The organism is Serratia ficaria, from assembly GCF_900187015.1.
Classification (GTDB): Bacteria; Pseudomonadota; Gammaproteobacteria; order Enterobacterales; family Enterobacteriaceae; genus Serratia; species Serratia ficaria.
Genome location: NZ_LT906479.1, coordinates 3,521,642 through 3,541,385, shown reverse-complemented (window position 1 = coordinate 3,541,385; position 19,744 = coordinate 3,521,642). Strand labels below are relative to the sequence as shown.

Here is a 19,744-nt window from a genome sequence, read left to right as displayed (position 1 = left end):
CACACTCCTTGAAACGTTTCAGCGTTATCGGCCGCGACTCTCGCCGCAGGTAACGCTCCTTTTTCTCAATGAAGCTGAAACGATTCAATTCAGCAGGAGAGGAGAATCATGTTCCAGTTGTCACCGCAAGACATTCACCTGGGCGCCGCCGCCGGCGACAAACAGGACGCCATCCGCCAGGTGGCCGCCGCGCTTACCGCGGCCGGCTGCGTTAGCGCCGCCTACGTGGACGGCATGTTGCAGCGCGAGCTGCAAACCTCCACCTACCTGGGCAATGGCATCGCCATCCCGCACGGCACCACCGATACCCGCGATTTGGTGCTGAACACCGGGGTTCAGGTGTTCCAGTTTCCGCAGGGCATCGAATGGGGCGAAGGCCAGACCGCCTATGTGGTGATCGGCATCGCCGCCCGCTCCGACGAACATTTGGCGCTGCTGCGTCAGTTGACCCACGTGCTGAGCGACGACAGCGTCGCCGATCAGCTGGCGAAAACCGACTCTGCGGAAGAGCTGCGCAGCCTGCTGATGGGCGAGAAACAGGCGGCCGAGTTCCGTTTCGACGCGTCCCTGATTGCGCTCGACGTCGCCGCCGACAGCCTGATGACGCTGCAGGCGCTCAACGCCGGCAGGTTGCAGAAGATCGGCGCGGTCAACGCGCAGTTCGTCAGCGACGTGATCACCCGCAAGCCGCTGAATCTGGGGCAGGGTATCTGGCTGAGCGACAGCACCGAGGGCAACCTGGCCAGCGCGGCCACCGTCAGCCGCCCGGCGCAGGCGTTCGACGAAGACGGCGAGCCGGTGGCGCTGCTGTTGACGCTGTCCGTCGCCGATCCGCAGCCGCTGGCGGTGCTGAACTATTTGGGCGATCTGCTGCTGGCCAATAAAGCTGAACGCTTGCTGAACGCCGACGCCGCTACCCTGTTGGCGCTGCTGACCAGCGAGGTGGCGGAAGAAAGCGCCACGCTGAGCGCCGAGTACGTGATCCGCAACGAACACGGCCTGCATGCCCGGCCGGGCACCGCGCTGGTTAACGTGATCAAGCAGTTCAGCAGTGAAATTACCGTCACCAACCTGGACGGCAGCGGCAAGCCGGCCAACGGCCGCAGCCTGATGAAGGTGGTGGCGTTGGGCGTGAAAAAAGGGCATCACCTGCGCTTTACCGCCAATGGAGAAGATGCTGAAGCCGCGCTGAAAGCGATTGGCGAAGCCATTACTGAAGGACTGGGCGAGGGCGCAGCATGAGCAGAAGAGTAGCAACAATCACCCTGAACCCGGCTTACGATCTGGTGGGGTTCTGCCCGGAGATCGAGCGCGGGGAAGTCAACCGGGTGAAAACCGCCGGCCTGCACGCGGCAGGTAAAGGGATCAACGTCGCCAAGGTGTTGAAAGACTTGGGCATCGACGTCACCGTCGGCGGTTTTTTAGGCAAAGACAACCAGGACGGCTTCCAGCTGCTGTTCAGCGATCTGGGCATCGCCAACCGTTTCCAGGTGGTGCCGGGACGTACCCGCATCAACGTCAAGCTGACCGAGAAAGACGGTGAAGTGACCGATTTCAACTTCTCCGGCTTTGAGGTAACGCCGCAGGACTGGGAGCGTTTCGTCAATGACTCCCTGAGCTGGCTGGGCCAGTTCGACATGGTGGCGGTCAGCGGCAGCCTGCCGGCCGGCGTCGATCCCGACGCCTTTACCGACTGGATGATCCGCCTGCGCGCGCAGTGCCCGTGCATCATTTTCGACAGCAGCCGCGAGGCGCTGGTCGCCGGGCTGAAAGCCGCGCCATGGCTGGTGAAGCCGAACCGCCGCGAGCTGGAAATTTGGGCGGGGCGCCCGCTGCCGCAGTTGGCCGACGTGGTGGAAGCCGCGCATGCGCTGCGCGATCAGGGCATCGCCCACGTGGTTATCTCGCTCGGCGCCGAAGGGGCGCTGTGGGTGAACGCGTCCGGCGCCTGGATCGCCAAACCGCCGTCTTGCGAGGTGGTCAGCACCGTGGGCGCCGGCGACTCGATGGTCGGCGGCCTGATTTACGGCCTGCTGATGCGCGAATCCAGTGAACATACTTTGCGTTTGGCCACCGCCGTGGCCGCGCTGGCGGTAAGCCAGAGCAACGTCGGCGTGACCGATCGTCCCCAGTTGGCCGCGATGATGGCGCGCGTCGACCTGAAACCTTTCAACCCATAAGCAGGAGGCAGAATGAAAACGCTGCTGATGATAGACAGCTCGCTGGGACAGGCCCGTAGCCACCTGGCGAAACGCATGCTTGAAGCCGCCGCGGCCAAAACCGGCCTGACGCTGGCGGCGTCGCCGGCGGACGCCGAGCTGGTGGTGGTAGCGGGGCAGGCCGTGCCCGTCGACGCCGCGCTGAACGGCAAATTGGTTTACCTGGGGGAGGTTGAACAGGCGGTTCGCGAGCCGGAAGCCTTCCTGGCGCAGGCCAGGGCCGGGGCCAAGGCCTATCAGGCGCCGGCTCAGGCCGCCGCTCCGGCGAAAGCCGCCGGGCAAAAACGCATCGTGGCGATCACCGCCTGCCCGACCGGCGTGGCGCACACCTTTATGGCGGCCGAAGCCATTGAAAGCGAAGCGAAGAAGCGCGGCTGGTGGGTGAAGGTGGAAACCCGCGGCTCGGTAGGCGCCGGCAACGCCATCACGCCGGAAGAGGTCGCGGCGGCCGATCTGGTGATCGTGGCGGCCGATATTGAAGTGGATCTGGACAAGTTTGCCGGTAAGCCGATGTACCGCACCTCAACCGGCCTGGCGTTGAAGAAAACCGCGCAGGAGCTGGACAAGGCGCTGGCCGAAGCCGAAGTGTTTCAGCCGCAAAAAAGCGGCGGCGCGGCGCCGACAGGGAAAAAGAAAGAGGGCAACGGCCCTTATCGCCACCTGCTGACCGGCGTGTCGTACATGCTGCCGATGGTGGTGGCCGGCGGCTTGTGCATCGCGCTGTCGTTCGTGTTCGGCATCAAGGCGTTTGAAGTCAAAGGCACTCTGGCGGCGGCGCTGATGCAGATCGGCGGCGGCTCGGCCTTCGCGCTGATGGTGCCGGTATTGGCCGGTTTTATCGCCTTCTCGATCGCTGACCGTCCCGGCCTGACCCCCGGCCTGATCGGCGGCATGCTGGCGGTGAGCACCGGCGCCGGCTTCCTCGGCGGCATCATCGCCGGTTTCCTGGCGGGCTATGTCGCCAAGGCGATCAGCGGCAAGCTGCGCCTGCCGCAAAGCATGGAAGCGCTGAAGCCGATTCTGATCATTCCGCTGGTGGCCAGCCTGATCACCGGCCTGATCATGATTTACGTGGTCGGCACGCCGGTGGCGAAAATCATGGAAGGCCTGACCCACTGGCTGCAGTCGCTGGGCACCGCCAACGCGGTGTTGTTGGGGGCTATCCTCGGCGCGATGATGTGTACCGATATGGGCGGCCCGGTGAACAAAGCGGCTTACGCCTTCGGCGTGGCGTTGCTGAGCTCCTCGGTGTATGCGCCAATGGCGGCGATTATGGCCGCCGGTATGGTGCCGCCGCTGGCGATGGGGCTGGCGACGCTGCTGGCGCGCCGCAAGTTCCAGAAATCCGAGCAGGAAGGCGGTAAAGCGGCGCTGGTGCTGGGCCTGTGCTTTATCTCCGAAGGGGCCATCCCGTTCGCGGCCCGTGATCCGATGCGCGTACTGCCTTGCTGCATCGCCGGCGGGGCGCTGACCGGCGCGCTGTCGATGGCGTTCGGCGCCAAGCTGATGGCGCCGCACGGCGGCCTGTTCGTGCTGCTGATCCCGGGCGCCATCACGCCGGTGTTGCTGTACCTGGTGGCGATCGCCGCGGGTACGCTGCTGGCGGGCGTGGCTTACGCCCTGCTGAAACGCGCCGAAGCGCCGGCGGCCACCCTGGCTTAACGGTTACGCAGGCAAGTAAGCAAAGCGCGGCCCTTGGGTCGCGCTTTGTCATTTCCGGCCGCCGCATGGCTAAAAGCCCCAACTGTTTCTATGATGGTGGGCAGACGGAAACCGACGTTTAACCGGAGAATCAATGAATAAAAAAGCGGCAGTGATAATGACCCCGGGCTTTGCCGACTGGGAATACGCTTTGATCGCTGGCATCGGTGGGCCTTTCTATGGGCTGGAGGTGGCATTTTTTGCGCCGCAGGTGGGGCGAATTCGTTCGCAGGGCGGCCTGGTCTGCGAGGTTTCAAAGGGGCTGGACGAACTGGCGGCATGGCATCCCGATGCCGTGGTGGTCGTGGGGGGCACCCTATGGGAACGCGAACAGGCGCCGGATATCGGCGCATTGCTTAACGCCCAGCATCTGCGAGGCATAACGTTAGCGGGTATCTGTGGCGGTACATTGGCACTGGCGCGTGCGGGTTTGCTTAACGACAGGGCGCATACGTCCAACGAGGTGGGATTTTTAACGCGCAACGCAAAGAACTACACCGGCGAACCGCTTTTTATCGCCAGTGCCTCAGCGGTGGCGGACACCAACGTCATCACGGCGCCGGGCACCGCGCCAGTCAGCTTTGCCGCCGCTATTTTCAGCGCCCTGGGGATCGATGAGGCGACGGTGACACAGTTCAAAGCCATGCTGGCCGCCGAACATGCCTGAGAACGCCGCCGTCTGAGCGGTTACTGCTGCGCTTTCAGCCAGGCGATTTCTTCCGCCCAGATGTCCGGGTTCACCGTTTCGAGGATCAGCGGAATATTGTCGAAGCGCGCATCGCGCATGATGTAGCTGAACACCGTTTTGCCGATGTTGCCTTCGCCCAAGCTGTGGTGGCGGTCGACGCGGCTGTTGAACTCGCTCTTGGCGTCGTTCAGGTGCATGCCGCGCAGGTAGTTGAAGCCGACGATATCGCCGAGCTGCTTAAAGGTTTGCTCGCAGTCCGCTTCGGTGCGCAGGTCGTAACCGGCGGCGAAGGCGTGGCAGGTGTCGATGCAAACGCCGACGCGGCTCTTGTCTTCCACGCCGTCGATGATGGCCGCCAGGTGTTCGAATTTGAAGCCCAGGTTGCTGCCCTGGCCGGCGGTATTCTCGATCACCGCCGTCACGCCCTGGGTTTTATCCAGCACGATATTGATCGACTCGGCGATGCGCGCCAGGCATTTGTCTTCCTCAATCTGCAGCAGATGGCTGCCGGGATGGAAGTTCAGCAACGTCAGGCCCAGCTGTTCGCAGCGCTGCATTTCATCGAGAAAGGCGTCGCGCGATTTTTCCAACGCTTCGCCGACCGGGTGGCCCAGGTTGATCAGATAGCTGTCGTGCGGCAGGATTTGCCCCGGGCCGAAGCCGTACTGGGCGCAGGCGCTTTTAAACTTATCGATCACGTCGGCGGGCAGCGGGGCGGCCTTCCACTGACGCTGATTTTTGGTGAACAGGGCGAACGCGGTCGCCTCTAATTCGTGCGCGCGGATAACCGCCTGATCCACGCCGCCTGACGCGCTGACATGTGCACCGACAAACTTCATTTTGATTCTCCTGTGTTATCGGCGTCATTATGGCATTGATGGCGGGCAGATTGAATGGCGGAAAAAAATAGCCCGCCGAAGCGGGCCGAAGGGGAGGTTAAAGCAGCGACTGCACCAGTTGGTTAATCGCGCCGCCGCCGACGATCAGCCAGACAAACAGCAGGGTGGCCAGCAGAATCGGTTTTACCCCGGCCTGACGTACCGCGCTGATGTGGGTGGTCAGCCCCAGCGCCGCCATCGCCATCGCCAGCATCCAGGTGTCGGCGGTAATCAGATGCCGCACCAGCGTGGCCGGGAGCAGGTCGAACGAATTCAGACCGGCGACGGCGATGAACAGCACCGCGAACCAGGGAATGGTGATGGCGGATTTGTCCGCCTTGCCGGTGGCGCTGCCGCGGCTGATGTAACCGGAAAGCAGCAGCAGGAACGGGGCCAGCATCATGACGCGGATCATTTTGGCGATCACCGCGGCGTTTTCGGCGTCCGGGCCGATGGCGTGGCCGGCCGCCACCACCTGGGCCACTTCGTGGATGGTGGAGCCGGCGTAGATGCCGAAGGTCTCCTGGCTGAGCGGCAGCCACTGGAAGTGCGCATTCAGCTGGTACAGCCACGGGTAAACGAAGATAGCCAGGGTGCCGAACACCACCACGGTCGCCACCGCCACCGCCACCTTGCTGGAGTCGGCCTTCAGCACCGGTTCGGTGGCCATCACCGCCGCCGCGCCGCAGATGCTGCTGCCGGCGCCGATCAGCATCGCGGTCTGGCTGTCGATGCCGAACACTTTCTTGCCCAGCCAGCAGGCCAACAGGAAGGTGGTGGTCAGCGTCAACGCGTCGATAATGATGCCGGTGGCGCCGACGTCGGCGATCTGCTGAAAGGTCAGCCGGAAGCCGTAGAGAATGATGCCCAGCCGCAGCAGACGCTGTTTGGCCAGCTGAACCCCGCTGTGGCAGCTGGGCTGCAGCCAGGGATAAAGCGTGTTGCCCACCAGAATGCCGAACAGGATCGCCAGCGTCAGCGCCCCCAAGCCCAATCCCGCCACCCAGGGCAGGTCGCCGGCCCAGATGGCCAGCGCGGTCAGCGCGCCGGTCAGCAGCAGCCCCGGCACCAGCCGCGGCAGGCCGAACAGGGGATAACGCCGTTCTGGAAAGGTATGCGTAGTATCGGTCGCCATATAACTCAGTCCTTCATCAAATTCCTTGCTGACAAGACTACGTTTCGGCGGCATAAAAGAGAAATTGATTATATATTTATAACCAATCTGAATAAGTGGTATAGGGCAAAGAGGCTCGCAAAATGCGAGCCTCTGAGCAGCGAGAGAAAAGGCTATCTAGGGGTAAAAGAAGTGATGATTGTTGAGCTGGTTGACGATGCCCTTTGCGACATAGTTTGCGCCGCTTAGGGTAAAGTGGCCGTAGTCGAAGGCAGAAGGTTGGCCGCTGTCGGTCATTTCCAGGCAATGGCCCGCCGGGCAAATCAAGTCGTAAACCGAGATATAGTTGACCTTCATGGACGCCGTCAGCGTTTTCAATTCGCTGTCCATCGCTTTCCGGCCTTTAACGATAGAACGGCTCGCCAGCGCAGGATCGCCATTTTCCTGATAAGCCAGCAGTTCCGGCAGCGGGCCCTTGTACTCGACCGTCGGCCCCAGTATGTAAAAGTTTTCCGTATATTTCCGCAGATAAGCTATGGTTTTAATAAGCTGATCTTTATCGTATTGATTCCAGCGCGCTGAGATGATCACGCCATCGATCTTGTTATTGGGAATAAAGTCTTTGTACACGTAGTTTATTAAATCGGTGCAGCGGTTGCTCATTTTCTGCTCGGTGACCGGCTTGCAGCCTGACGCGGTAGCCTGCATCAGGTTTACCTTATCGCCGGCGGCCAGGCTGATGGCGCGCCACAGGTGGGCGCCGTGGCTGTCACCGATCAATACGAAATTTTTCTGCGTTTCGGAAATCTTCAGGCACTTTTTCTTATCGTAGGCGCCATCGCCGCCGGGTTCGCCATTAATAAAGCACTCGCCCAGGCGATATTGGTAATTGTACTCATTTGAACCACGGTAATTGATGTAGTCGGCGATCTTCAACGACTCAGTGGAAAAGCTGCCGTTGTCATTCTTTATGTAACCAATGAACGCGGTCAGCGACGCCGCGAGTACAACGCTGGCCGCAGAGGCCGCGACAATACTTTTCGATGGAATGTTTTTCAGCTTATATCTGAACGGTATTTCGATTAAATAACGCGATGCGATCGCCAGCCCAAAGGTGAGCGAAATAACCAGCAGGCTCTTTTGCCACAGGCTGACGTCGAGCAGCAGGTTGGCGTAAACGATGATCGGCCAGTGCCAAAGATACAGGCAGTATGAGATCATGCCGATATACACGACGGGGTTGAGCGCCAGTATCTTGCCGACGATAGAATCCCGGCCGGCCAGGATTATCAGGAAAGCGCCAACGCATGGATAAAGTGCGTTATAGGAAGGGAACTTCTTGGTGGTGTCTAACCAGAGGAACCCAAAGATAATCAACGCCAACCCCAACAGGCTCAGGGCATGGCGGGTCGTCTTTTTATTCAGGGATGGCGAGTGCTCCATGCCGCTGACCGCCAGTATTGCCCCCATCGCCAGTTCCCAGGCGCGGGTCGGCAACATATAAAATGTCATGCTGGGCTGGAATTTTAGGCCCGCCAGGCTGAGTAGGAATGAACCGGCGATAATCAGGGTGATGATCAGGGTGATCCGGTTGCGGAAGAATTTTAACGCGGTGAAAAGAATAATAGGGAAAATGATATAAAACTGTTCTTCCACCGCCAGTGACCAGGTATGCAGTAGCGGCTTCAGCTCTGCTGGGCCATCAAAATAGCCGGTTTGACTAAAAAAGAAAAAGTTCGAGGAGAATAGGGTGGTGGCTAAGGCGCTCTTGCCTAACTCTGCAACCTGTACCGGGAGAAGTATATGGTAGCCAACGGCGAGTGTAGCGAATAATACAACAAATAAAGGCGGAAGGATTCTTAAGCTGCGTCGTTTGTAAAAATCGATATAAGAAAAATCACCTTTAATATATTCCTGGAAAATTATCCCTGAGATTAAATAACCCGAAATAACAAAGAATATATCGACACCGGTAAAGCCACCAGGAATACCGCCAAGCCCCATGTGATACGCGATGACCGGCAGAACGGCAAGCGCCCGTAAGCCGTCGATATCTGCTCTATACTTCACTTTTGCACCCAATTGGTAAGAAAAACGTTAGCGGAGTATAAGCAAATTGGGCAGTTATTTTGAAGGATATTTCGCCAAAACCCCGGTTTTGGGCATTAAAATAAGATAAAGCTTAGAATTGTTAACGAAAGTGTTTTTGGACGTAACGCGCCTGCGTTATGGTGTCTTCGTTTCTCGCCTAAGCCCCGCCACGGTCTTTGTGCGCGGGAGTTCAGGTTTTGATCGCATTTAAGGTTATAATTTCTCGAAGAGAATTTTTGAAATTTCAACACCGAGACGGTTATGCACATCACCCTGCGTCAATTGGAAGTTTTTACCGAAGTGCTGAAAAGCGGATCCACCACTCAGGCTTCGGTGGTGTTGGCGCTGTCGCAATCTGCGGTCAGCGCGGCGCTGGCGGATCTGGAAGGGCAACTCGGCGTTCAACTGTTCGATCGGGTCGGCAAACGGCTGGTCATCAACGAACATGGCCGTCTGCTGTATCCCAAGGCGCTGGCGTTGCTGGAGCAGGCGGGGGAGATAGAGCAGCTGTTCCGCCACGACGGCGGCGCGCTGCGCATCGCCGCCAGCAGCACCATCGGCAATTATATGCTGCCGGAGATGATCGCCCGCTACCGGCAAGCCTTCCCCGACACGCCGTTGGAGCTGAACGTCGGCAACAGCCAGGATGTGATCGTGGCGGTGGCGGATTTCCGCGTCGATCTGGGGCTGATTGAAGGGCCTTGCCACATGCCGGAGCTGGTGACTCAGCCCTGGCTGGAGGACGAGCTGGTGGTGTTCGCCGCGCCGGATAACCCGCTGGCGCAGCAGCCGCTGACGCTGGAGGCGTTGGCCAATGCGCCCTGGATCCTGCGTGAGCGCGGTTCGGGCACCCGCGAGGTGCTGGATCATCTGCTGTTGGCGCACCTGCCGCATTTCCAGCTGGTGATGGAGCTGGGCAATTCGGAGGCGATCAAGCACGCGGTGCGGCACGGTATCGGCATCAGCTGCCTGTCGCGCCGGGTGGTGGGCGAGCAACTGGCCAGCGGCGCGCTGGTGGAGCTGGCGGTGCCGCTGCCGCCGCTGATGCGCACGCTGTATCTGATCCATCATCGGCAGAAACACATCTCCAATGCCTTGCAGCGTTTCCTCAGCTACTGCGCGCTGTAATCCCTCACCACGCAAATCTCGCCTCCGCGCAGGAAAAATAAGCATAAAAACCTGCGCGCTGTCACATTAATGACAGTAAGTAAGGCTAACTGGCCCGTTGCTAATAATTGCCGCTGAGTTATGAAGCTATCTTATATCAGTGCAATGTTGCTAGTTCGCCGGTGGGTATTTGTTACAATCCGCCCTCATTTTTTTTGACGAGCAGATAGGGTAAGAATGGCTCAGCAGGATATAAAAACATCGGGGCAGCAAGCACCCGGATTGCGCCGCGAGCTGAAAGCCCGGCATTTGACCATGATCGCCATCGGCGGCTCCATCGGCACCGGCCTGTTTGTCGCTTCGGGCGCCACGGTTTCTCAGGCCGGCCCCGGCGGGGCGCTGTTGTCCTATGCCCTGATCGGTTTGATGGTGTACTTCCTGATGACCAGCCTCGGCGAACTGGCGGCCTTTATGCCGGTGTCCGGTTCGTTCTCCACCTACGGCGCCAAATACGTCGAAGAAGGCTTTGGCTTCGCGCTGGGCTGGAACTACTGGTACAACTGGGCGGTCACCATCGCCGTTGACCTGGTGGCTTCGCAGCTGGTGATGAGCTATTGGTTCCCCGATGCCCCGGGCTGGATCTGGAGCGCGCTGTTCCTCGGCCTGATGTTCCTGCTCAACTATATTTCGGTCAAAGGGTTCGGCGAAGCGGAATACTGGTTCTCGCTGATCAAAGTGACCACCGTCATCATCTTTATCGTCATCGGCGTGATGATGATCTTCGGCATCCTGAAAGGCGGCGAACATGCCGGCTGGCAGAACTGGACGGTGGGCGACGCGCCCTTTGCCGGCGGGTTCTCGGCGATGATCGGGGTGGCGATGATCGTCGGCTTCTCGTTCCAGGGCACCGAGCTTATCGGCATCGCCGCCGGCGAATCGGAAAACCCGGGCAAAAACATCCCGCGTGCGGTGCGTCAGGTGTTCTGGCGTATCCTGCTGTTCTATATCTTCGCCATTCTGATCATCAGCCTGATCATTCCTTACACCGATCCGAGCCTGCTGCGCAACGACGTGAAAGACATCAGCGTCAGCCCGTTCACCCTGGTATTCCAGCATGCCGGCCTGCTGTCGGCGGCGGCGGTGATGAACGCGGTGATCCTGACCGCGGTGCTGTCCGCCGGCAACTCGGGCATGTACGCCTCGACCCGCATGCTGTTTACCCTGGCTTCGGAAGGCAAGGCGCCGCGCATCTTCGCCAAGCTGTCGAAGGGCGGCGTGCCGCGCAACGCGCTTTACGCCACCACCGTAGTGGCCGGGCTGTGCTTCCTCAGCTCGATGTTCGGCAACCAGTCGGTTTACCTGTGGCTGCTGAACACCTCGGGCATGACCGGCTTTATCGCCTGGCTGGGCATTGCCATCAGTCACTACCGCTTCCGCCGCGGCTATATGCTGCAGGGGCATGACCTGAACGATCTGCCGTATCGTTCCGGCTTCTTCCCGCTGGGGCCGATCTTCGCCTTTGTGCTGTGTCTGATCATCACGCTGGGGCAAAACTATCAGGCGTTCCTGGAAGACAAAATCGACTGGTACGGCGTGACCGCGACCTATATCGGCATTCCGCTGTTCCTGCTGATCTGGTTCGGTTACAAGCTGACGCGCGGCACCCGTGTCGTGAAGTACAGCGAAATGGAATTCCCGAAGATGGACGTTAAATAATCTGCAATGCTGAAACGCGGCGGGATCCCGCCGCGTTATTGGGTCATTTCCTGCCGTTTTTGGCCAACGCCCGTTGCGCCGCCGCCATGAGACTTTCCACCGTCGCATAGTCCTGCGTCAGCGCCAACGCGCCGGCGTTGAGCTGCATCGTCACTTCGCCGAAATCACCGAAGCCGTAAGGCGCCTCCAGCGGCGGTAAAATACGCGCCAGGAATTCGCCCTCGGAACCGTAGGGCAAATCGTGCACCAGGATCAGAAATTGGCCGCCGATATAGCGGCAGACGAAGTCGCTGGGGCGGATCAGCATCTTGAGACGCTCGCCGACGGTGCGCAGCACGCCATCGCCAATCAACACGCCGTGGCTTTGATACAGCGCCGCCAGCGGGCCGAACTCGATAATAAACAGGTGCGAAAGCGGATGAACGGTTGCCGAAGGACGGCAGATCTCCTGCATCACCGCCTCGCCGCCGGCGCGGTTCAGGAAGCCGGTGAGGTGGTCGCGATGCGCCGCCTGCTGCTTTTCCCACGCCAGGGTGACGCGCAGCACCAGCTGCCGGTGGTAGAGGGCAATTAAGCCGTGGGCCAGCAGCACCCACAGCGGCGTGATGTCGGCCAGCAGAAACAGGTTTTGCACCCGCGACAGCGGCGCCGTCAGCAGATAGGGCAGGGTCAGTACCATCACTTCCAGCAGCGCGAAGCGCGGCGCCGCGGCGTGACGCTGCATCAGCCAGCAGGCCAGCGCGGTCACCGCCAGCCCGGCGAACAGGATCAGCACGAAGCGCCCCGACAGCATCGCCAGCACGGCGCCGGCGCCGACCAGCGCGGCCCACAGCAGCGCCATCACCAGCATGGCGTTCGGCCAATTCGGCGAACGATGGCGCGCCAGCCACCAGCGCCCGGCGGTCAGCAGCAACAGCAGCAGCAGCAGCCCAATGCCGACCAGCAGATGGCTCAGCCAGGCATAGCCGGCCAGCAGCAGCGCCGGGCCGGCGGCGTTCAGCCAGGGCGTCAGCGGGGAAGGCACCAGCGTAAGCCGCAGCTGGCGTTGGAAAGGGCCGTCGTCGGCATGCAGCGGGCTGTGCAGCAGCCAATGCAGCAGCGCCGGCCTCTTGGGCGTTAACCTGGTAGGTGGACTTCTCATTGCAGCCTCATCAATAAAGCCCTGTGCATAATAGGGACTGGAACCTCTGGTCCGGACGCGGTGATGCGTTGCGGAGCGCTTTGGCTTTGGATTCTATGTGGTTTTCTCGTCGTTTGTCATAGCCGGGCCGGTTCGGGGGCCACTTTCGGAATTGTTAACCCCGGGCAATTAACATGGCCGCAGCAGGCACGTTGGATAATAAGCATAGAAAATAAAACGTTACATCTTGATACGCCCGATTACAGCGATAGTTATGATTGATAAGTATTATCGTTTGCTTTATTGTTGGCGGCTGCTTAACGGTTAATGCAGCACTCTTTCCAGGTAAAAGCGGCCGTTCGCCTGCCGCTATCGTTATCGTCGTAACAGGTATCCGAAATAATGAGCGTATCCACCGATCCCGCCACCGGCGCCAAGGGGCAACCCGAGGTCAACGTGATGGGGCGTTATCAGCATATTCTTCGTCACCGCTTACTGATTATGGGCGTGCTGGCCCTGGCGATCCTCGGCTCGCTGCTGCTGGACTTCACCATGGGGCCATCCGGGCTCTCGCTGTCCTCGCTGTGGCAAACGCTGATCGACCCGGCGGCGGCGGACGCCGGCACCCGCGTGATCGTATGGGATATTCGCTTGCCCTACGCGCTGATGGCGGTGGTGGTGGGCTTTGCGCTCGGCCTGGCCGGCGCCGAAATGCAAACCATCCTGAATAACCCGCTGGCCAGCCCCTTTACCCTGGGGGTCTCTTCCGCCGCGGCCTTTGGCGCCGCGCTGGCCATCGTGCTGGGCATCGGCATTCCGGGCATCCCCGACCAGTGGTTCATTTCCGCCAACGCCTTTATTTTCGCGCTGTTCGCCGCGCTGATGCTGGACGGCATCACGCGCTGGACGCGGGTGGCCACCTCCGGCGTGGTGCTGTTCGGCATTGCGCTGGTGTTTACCTTCAACGCGCTGGTGTCGATGATGCAGTTCATCGCCAGCGAAGACACGCTGCAGGGCCTGGTGTTCTGGACCATGGGCAGCCTGGCGCGGGCCTCGTGGGACAAGCTGGGCATTCTGCTCGGCGTTTTCGCCGTGCTGCTGCCGCTGTCGATGATGAGCTCGTGGAAGCTGACCGCGCTGCGCCTGGGGGAAGACCGGGCGGTAAGTTTCGGTATTGACGTGCGTCGCCTGCGCCTGACCACGCTGCTGCGCATCAGCGTCCTTTCCGCGCTGGCGGTGGCTTTTGTCGGCCCGATCGGCTTTATCGGCCTGGTGGCGCCGCACATCGCCCGCATGATTTTTGGCGAAGATCACCGCTTCTACCTGCCGGCCAGCGCCCTGATTGGCGCGCTGGTGCTGTCGATGGCGTCGGTGGCGTCGAAAAATCTGGTGCCCGGCGTCATCATTCCGGTCGGCATCGTCACCTCGCTGGTGGGCGTGCCGTTCTTCCTGAGCATTATTCTGCGCCACCGGGGGAATGTATGAGCCAGGGTTTGCGTATCGAACATTTCTCCGCCGGCTATCCGAAGCGCCAGGTCATCCGCGACCTTTCGGTGCCGATGCTGCCGCGCGGCCAGATCACCGTATTGCTGGGGCCGAACGGCAGCGGCAAGTCGACGCTGCTGCGTTCGCTGGCCGGGCTGAATCCGGCGCAGGGCAAACTGTGGCTGGACGACGGCGACCTGATGCAGATGCCGTTCGCCCGCCGGGCGGAGAAGGTGGTTTATTTGCCGCAGTCGCTGCCCGCCGGGGTGCATCTGCACGTGCTGGAATCCATCATCGTGGCGCAGCGCGCCTCGGGCGGCCGCAGCAACGCCGGCAGCGAAGCGGAAGTGATGGCGCTGCTGGAACAGCTGGGCATCGCCCATCTGGCGCTGAGCTATCTCGATCAGCTGTCCGGCGGCCAGAAACAGCTGGTGGGGTTGGCGCAGTCGCTGATCCGCCAGCCTTCGCTGCTGCTGCTCGACGAGCCGCTGAGCGCGCTCGATCTCAACTACCAGTTCCACGTGATGGATCTGGTGCGGCGCGAAACCCGCAGGCGCAATATCATCACGGTCGTGGTGGTGCACGACATCAACATCGCGCTGCGCCATGGCGACCACGTGCTGATGCTGCAGGATGGCGAGGTGATTGCCGACGGCGCGCCGGAACAGGTGATTACCCCGCACAGCCTGGCGCGGGTGTATGGCGTGCGCGGCCGTATCGAGCGCTGCTCGCAGGGCACGCCGCAGGTGCTGATCGACGGCTTGGTCAACCAACCGGTGATTTAGGCCCGCGGTTGCGCGGTAAGTCAGCTAAAAAAGGCCCTTTGCAGGGCCTTTCGCTTATCAGAAGTTGTAGCTCATGCCGACGGTGTAACGGCGGCCGTCCAGCGTGGTGTTGTAGTGATCGTAATCCACGCTCTTGTCGAGAATGTTGTAAACCCCGCCGGTCAGCTGCAGGTTTTTCGCCGCCTGGTAGCTCAGGCCGGCGTCGACAAAGGTGTAAGACGGCGTGCTCTTGGCCATCGAGGTGCGGCTCAGATAGTCCGAGGTTTTGCTGCGGAAGTTAACGCGCGTCCATACGCCCAGATCATGAGTGGCCTGCCAGTCCAGCACGGTGTTCAGCATATGTTTCGGCATCTGATTCAGCGGTTTACCCTGGAAATCGCCGCTTTTCTGCTCGGACGAGGTAAAGGTGTAGTTGGTGTTCCACTTCCAGTCTTTGCTGATCTGCCAGCCGAAGGTGGCCTCCACGCCGCGCATATTGGCTTTATCGACGTTGACGCGATCGCTGATGAAATAGTAAGGGGTGTTGCCGATCATGCACTGCGCATCGCCATCGCCGCTGTCACAGCGGCGTACCTCGGTGATCTTGTCTTTGAAGTCGGTGTTGAACACCGTTACGCCGGCGTTGATGCCTTTGAGGCTATCCCACATCAGGCCGATCTCTTCGCTCAGGCTCTTCTCAGGCTGCAGATCCGGGTTGCCGATAATGATCGACGTACGCCCGCCACCGGTAATTTGCCCCCAGTTGGCGGAGGATTGGCGCAGGTCCGGCGAGCGGTAGCCGGCGGAGACGCCGCCTTTCAGCGTCCACTGTTCGGTCAGATGCCACACGCCGTACATGCGCGGCGTCCAGTGGTTGCCGTAGTTTTGGTCCTGATCCATACGGATGCCGGTCGTCAGGCTGAAGTCGTTGGTCAGCGCCCATTCATCCTCGGCGAACAGCGCCCAGCTCCAGCGGGTCAACTTGCTCAAGCCGTCGGCGGCGTCCAGCTGATTGCCGCCGTCGCTCAGTTTTTCGTAACGGTACTGCCCGCCGAGGTTCAGCATGTGCGACCCCAGCTCGAATTGGTTCTGGGTATTGAAGATGGTGTTGTACATCTTCATGTCACGGCCCGGGTTATTGGTTTCTTCACGCTGAATGTAGCTGGTGGAGTTGCCGAAGTCGTAATAGCCGTTGTGGGTCAGGGCGTAGTTGGTGCGGGTATAGAGGCTGTCGCTGACGCTGTTTTGGGTGCATTTATTGTTGCGGCAGTTTTCGGCCGCCATGGATTTGCCCGGCGTGCTGTTGCGGTCCTGCAGCGAGCGGCCGACCTCGAAGTCGAATTCGTTTTTGTCGTCCGGCGTCAGCGTGAACACCGCGGTGCCGCTGCGCATGCGCTGTTCGTTGAAGCCGTTAAGGATCTTGTCCTCGGCGCGGCGCGACAGCAGGCCGTTGACCCGCAGGCCGAGCAGGCCTTCAATCAGCGGGCCGGAGGCGTAGGCGTTGGTCTGGAACAGATCGCCGGAGTTGCGGTTTTCCTGCAGGGTGGCGTCGCCGTGCAGCGAGCCTTTCCACTCGGTGCGGGAGGTTTTGCGGGTGATGACGTTGATCACGCCGCCCATGGCGTCGGAGCCGTACAGCGAGGACATCGGCCCGCGCACCACTTCGATGCGTTCAATGGCTTCCAGCGGCGGCAGCCAGCCTTGCTCGATGCCGGAGTTGTCGCTGTTCGGGCGGGTACCGCGGGTGTCTACGCGCTTGCCGTCCACCAGGATCAGCGTGTATTTGGACGACATGCCGCGAATGCTGATGTCGCTGCTGCTTGCGCCGCCGGTAACCACCACGCCCGGCACGTCTTTCAGCGCGTCGGTGATGTCGCGATAGGCCTTGTCTTCAATCTGCTGGCGCGGGATCACCGAGATCGAGGCGGCGGAGTCCTGGATCTTTTGCTGGAAACCGGAGGCGGTGACCACCATGGTGTCCTGAGCGTCGTCCTGCGGTGCGGCCAGCGCGCCGGCGCTGCTGAGTGAGGCGATAATCAATGCGGCGAGTCTGTTATAGCGTGGCTTTTCCATGAGGCAAACCTTTCCTGGTTTAGTGTTGTTTATTAACGTATTGAATAATTGGATAAATAATTCCATTGCCGCGGCGAAATGCATCGTTTCGCCCGCGTTGCGTCAGGGTATTGTAAGGATTTCAAACCAAATGTAAACGCAAATGATAATTCGTATCATTTGTATGATTGCGTCAATAAAGAAGGGAGTAACCGGATGAATTAAAGGGAAAAGCGGCGCAGCGGGGCTGCGCCGTCAGGCTTAGCGTTTCTGGATGTAGGTGATGGCCAGCGCCAATGCCAGCACCAGGCCTTTGATAATATCCATCGCGTAATAAGGGACCGAAAGCATCACCAGGCCGTTCTGCAGCACGCCGAGGATCACTGCGCCGACCAGGGTGCCGAGCGCGTTGGGTTTGCCGGAGCCGGCCAGCGAAAAGCCGATATAGGCCGCGGCGACCGCATCCATCAGATAACCGCCGCCGGCATTGACCTGAGAGGAACCAATACGTGACGCCAGCAATATGCCGCCAAGCGAGGCCAGCAGGGCAGAAATGACATAGGCGGAAACCCTGTAACGTACGGTGCGGATACCTGAAAGGCGCGCGGCCTCGGGATTGCCGCCGATGGCGTACATGCGCCGGCCGTGCTTGGTCAGCGACAGGAACAGCTGGACCACCAGGGTGACCGCCAGCATGATCAGCACGATCACCGGCACCTGGCCGAGGGTGGAAAACACCTCGGGGATCGTCCCCTCCGCCATATCCCCGCTCGGCAAGACCATGTTCTGGGTAATCGAGCCGCCATAGCTGTAGGTCATCGCCACCCCCTGGATGACGAACAGGCTGGCCAGGGTGGCCAGCATATCGGGGATTTTCAGCACCACGATCAGCAAGGCGTTGAACAGGCCGACCAGCGTGCACAGCAGCAGCGTCAACACTATGGCGCCGGCGGTGCCGAAGCCGTGCCAGACGAACAGCGAAATCACCAGCGCATTGGCCAGCGAGGCGGTGGAGCCGACCGACAAATCGAAGCCGCCGACCGACAGCGAAATAGAGACGCCGATGGCGATCACCGTAACGATGGCGATCGAACGCAGAATATTGATGATGTTATTGGGATCGAGGAAGTTATCCGACGCCAGGCCGAACAGCGCGATCAGCGCCACGACGGTGAGCAGCATGCCCCATTTATAGAGAAACTCAAACAGCTGATGGCGCCAGGGGCGGGCATTCTGTAAGGATAATTCTTTACTCACGCTGGGGTTCCTCCGGTGGAATACAGTAATAGCGTTTCTTCATCAATATCGGCGGCGTTCAGCTCCGCCACGACGCGGCCGTCCCACAGCACGCAGATGCGATCGCACAGGCCAACCAGCTCGGCGAACTCGCCCGAGGCATAGATGATGCCCTTGCCGGCGCGCGCCAGCCCGTCGATCAGGCTGAACAGCTCCTGCTTGGCCTGGATATCCACGCCTTTGGTCGGCTCGTCGAAAATCAGCACCTCGGCGTCGCCGCGCAGCCATTTGCCGATCGCCACCTTCTGCTGATTGCCGCCGGACAGCCGCGCCAGCCGCTGTTGCGGGCCGGAGGCGCGAATGCTCAGGCGCCGCATGATGTCCTGCGCCCAGCGCAGCTCCCGGCGCCGGCTGAACAGGCTCCAGCGCGAGAAGCTGTCGTCGGCGCTGACGCTCAGGTTCATCGGGATCGCTTCATCGATGAATATGCCTTCCTTGCGGCGCTCTTCCGGCACCAGCGCCAGCCCTTGTTCGACCGACAGGTGCGGCGCGCGCGGCCGCCAGGGCTGGCCGCGCAGCTCGCCGCGCTCGATGCGCGCCGGCGCGGCGCCGAACAGCGCCTTGCACAGCTCGGTTTTGCCGGCGCCGGCCAGCCCGGCGATGCCGAGGATCTCTCCCCGATGCAGCCGCAGCGAGACGTCGCGCAGCTTGTGCCTGTCGTGCAGACCCTGCACCTGCAGCAGCGGGCGGTCGCCGTGCGGCGGTCGCGGCGGCGGGAAGATGTCGTCCAGCCGGTGGCCGAGCATTTTCTCGACCACCTGTTCGCCGCTCAGGCCGTGCATGGCGTCCTCGCTGACGTGGCGCCCGTCGCGTAGCACCGTCAGCCGGTCGCAAACCTCACTCAGCTCATGAATGCGATGAGAAATAAACACGATGCCGATGCCTTCGGACCGCAGGCGGCGCACCACCCGGAACAGGCGTTCGCTCTCGGCGCGATCCAGCGGGGCGGTGGGTTCGTCCAGCACCAGAAAGCGGCAGCGGTGCGACAGCGCCCGCGCCAGCAACACCTGCTGTTTTTCCGCCAGCGTGCAGTCGGCCAGGCGCCGGCGCAGGCTGAGCTTCAGTTCCAGCTGTTGCAGCAGCCGCGCCGCCCGGCGGTGCAGTTCGGCCCAGTTCAGCAGGTGGCCCGGCTCATTCAGCCAGTCCAGCATGATGTTTTCCGCCACCGACAGCTGCGGAATCAACGCCACGTCGACCTCCTGCTGCACCACATGGATGCCGTGTCGGCGCGCCTGCAGCGGGGAATGGATATCCACCGCCCGGCCGTCGATCAGAATGTCTCCGCGGTAGTGGTCGTGCGCGCCGGACAAGATCGCCATCAGCGTCGACTTGCCCGCGCCGTTGGCGCCGACCAGCGCATGGGTGGAACCGCCCTGCAGGGTGAAATCGACATTCTGCAGCGCGTTGAAGCCGGCGAAGGCGATCGAGATATTGCGCATCTCGAGGCGTGAGGGCGTGGCGGTTGGCATAGTGTGATCGGGACGTTTAGGTGTTTAGATGGCTAAAGGTGATC

The 19,744-nt window shown here is 60.9% G+C and carries 15 protein-coding genes; 8 read left to right on the top strand and 7 right to left on the bottom strand.

Features of this window, described 5'->3' with window-relative positions; translation table 11 throughout:
• The first annotated feature begins 108 nt into the window (after positions 1-108).
• The 4 genes from fruB to CKW09_RS16715 all read left to right on the top strand — a co-directional run bounded on the left by fruB (position 109) and on the right by CKW09_RS16715 (position 4,587).
• On the top strand, positions 109-1,242 hold the full coding sequence (fruB, locus tag CKW09_RS16730) for a fused PTS fructose transporter subunit IIA/HPr protein (protein WP_061795874.1): 1,134 nt from the start codon (positions 109-111) through the stop codon (positions 1,240-1,242).
• The gene (gene fruK / locus CKW09_RS16725) at positions 1,239-2,180 is read left to right on the top strand and encodes a 1-phosphofructokinase (RefSeq protein WP_061795875.1); all 942 of its coding nucleotides are present in this window, start codon (positions 1,239-1,241) and stop codon (positions 2,178-2,180) included. Before fruB ends, fruK begins: the two co-directional genes overlap by 4 nt.
• Before the next feature lie 12 nt (positions 2,181-2,192).
• Positions 2,193-3,881: a PTS fructose transporter subunit IIBC gene (gene fruA, locus CKW09_RS16720; RefSeq protein WP_095098486.1), complete on the top strand. Its 1,689-nt coding sequence runs from the start codon at positions 2,193-2,195 to the stop codon at positions 3,879-3,881.
• A gap of 133 nt (positions 3,882-4,014) precedes the next feature.
• Positions 4,015-4,587, top strand: a complete 573-nt coding sequence (locus CKW09_RS16715; RefSeq protein WP_061795877.1) for a DJ-1/PfpI family protein — start codon at positions 4,015-4,017, stop codon at positions 4,585-4,587.
• Positions 4,588-4,607: 20 nt separating this feature from the next.
• Here CKW09_RS16715 and nfo read toward each other — a convergent pair whose 3' ends face one another.
• From nfo to CKW09_RS16700, 3 genes are all read right to left on the bottom strand, one after another.
• The gene (gene nfo / locus CKW09_RS16710) at positions 4,608-5,447 is read right to left on the bottom strand and encodes a deoxyribonuclease IV (protein ID WP_061795878.1); all 840 of its coding nucleotides are present in this window, start codon (positions 5,445-5,447) and stop codon (positions 4,608-4,610) included.
• A 97-nt stretch (positions 5,448-5,544) separates the two neighbouring features.
• Positions 5,545-6,621 (bottom strand): YeiH family putative sulfate export transporter, encoded by a 1,077-nt coding sequence (locus CKW09_RS16705; RefSeq protein ID WP_095098483.1) that lies wholly within the window; start codon positions 6,619-6,621, stop codon positions 5,545-5,547.
• Between the two features lie 156 nt (positions 6,622-6,777).
• Positions 6,778-8,670, bottom strand: coding sequence for an acyltransferase family protein (locus tag CKW09_RS16700; protein WP_095100220.1), 1,893 nt, complete (start codon positions 8,668-8,670; stop codon positions 6,778-6,780).
• 282 nt (positions 8,671-8,952) lie between these two features.
• Between CKW09_RS16700 and yieE the strand changes: the two genes are divergently transcribed.
• Positions 8,953-9,819, top strand: coding sequence for a DNA-binding transcriptional regulator YeiE (yieE, locus tag CKW09_RS16695; RefSeq protein WP_061795881.1), 867 nt, complete (start codon positions 8,953-8,955; stop codon positions 9,817-9,819).
• A gap of 216 nt (positions 9,820-10,035) precedes the next feature.
• Positions 10,036-11,514 carry an amino acid permease gene (locus tag CKW09_RS16690; RefSeq protein ID WP_061795882.1) on the top strand — a complete coding sequence of 493 codons (1,479 nt, stop codon included), beginning with the start codon at positions 10,036-10,038 and terminating at the stop codon, positions 11,512-11,514.
• Between the two features lie 43 nt (positions 11,515-11,557).
• Here CKW09_RS16690 and CKW09_RS16685 read toward each other — a convergent pair whose 3' ends face one another.
• A complete protein-coding gene (locus CKW09_RS16685; RefSeq protein ID WP_095098480.1) occupies positions 11,558-12,655 on the bottom strand; it encodes a GGDEF domain-containing protein in 1,098 nt (365 codons plus the stop codon).
• 381 nt (positions 12,656-13,036) lie between these two features.
• On the opposite strand from CKW09_RS16685, the gene CKW09_RS16680 reads away from it, so the two are divergent.
• Positions 13,037-14,119, top strand: coding sequence for a FecCD family ABC transporter permease (locus CKW09_RS16680; protein WP_061795884.1), 1,083 nt, complete (start codon positions 13,037-13,039; stop codon positions 14,117-14,119).
• Positions 14,116-14,904 (top strand): ABC transporter ATP-binding protein, encoded by a 789-nt coding sequence (locus CKW09_RS16675; protein WP_061795885.1) that lies wholly within the window; start codon positions 14,116-14,118, stop codon positions 14,902-14,904. The genes CKW09_RS16680 and CKW09_RS16675 overlap by 4 nt, the downstream gene beginning before the upstream one ends.
• 57 nt (positions 14,905-14,961) lie before the next feature.
• Here CKW09_RS16675 and CKW09_RS16670 read toward each other — a convergent pair whose 3' ends face one another.
• The 3 genes from CKW09_RS16670 to CKW09_RS16660 form a co-directional block, all read right to left on the bottom strand.
• Complete coding sequence (locus CKW09_RS16670; RefSeq protein WP_061795886.1) at positions 14,962-16,956, bottom strand: ligand-gated channel protein; 1,995 nt, start codon at positions 16,954-16,956, stop codon at positions 14,962-14,964.
• A gap of 240 nt (positions 16,957-17,196) precedes the next feature.
• On the bottom strand, positions 17,197-18,192 hold the full coding sequence (locus CKW09_RS16665) for an ABC transporter permease (protein WP_095098477.1): 996 nt from the start codon (positions 18,190-18,192) through the stop codon (positions 17,197-17,199).
• Positions 18,189-19,700, bottom strand: coding sequence for a sugar ABC transporter ATP-binding protein (locus tag CKW09_RS16660; protein WP_061795888.1), 1,512 nt, complete (start codon positions 19,698-19,700; stop codon positions 18,189-18,191). Before CKW09_RS16660 ends, CKW09_RS16665 begins: the two co-directional genes overlap by 4 nt.
• Between the last annotated feature and the right edge of the window lie 44 nt (positions 19,701-19,744).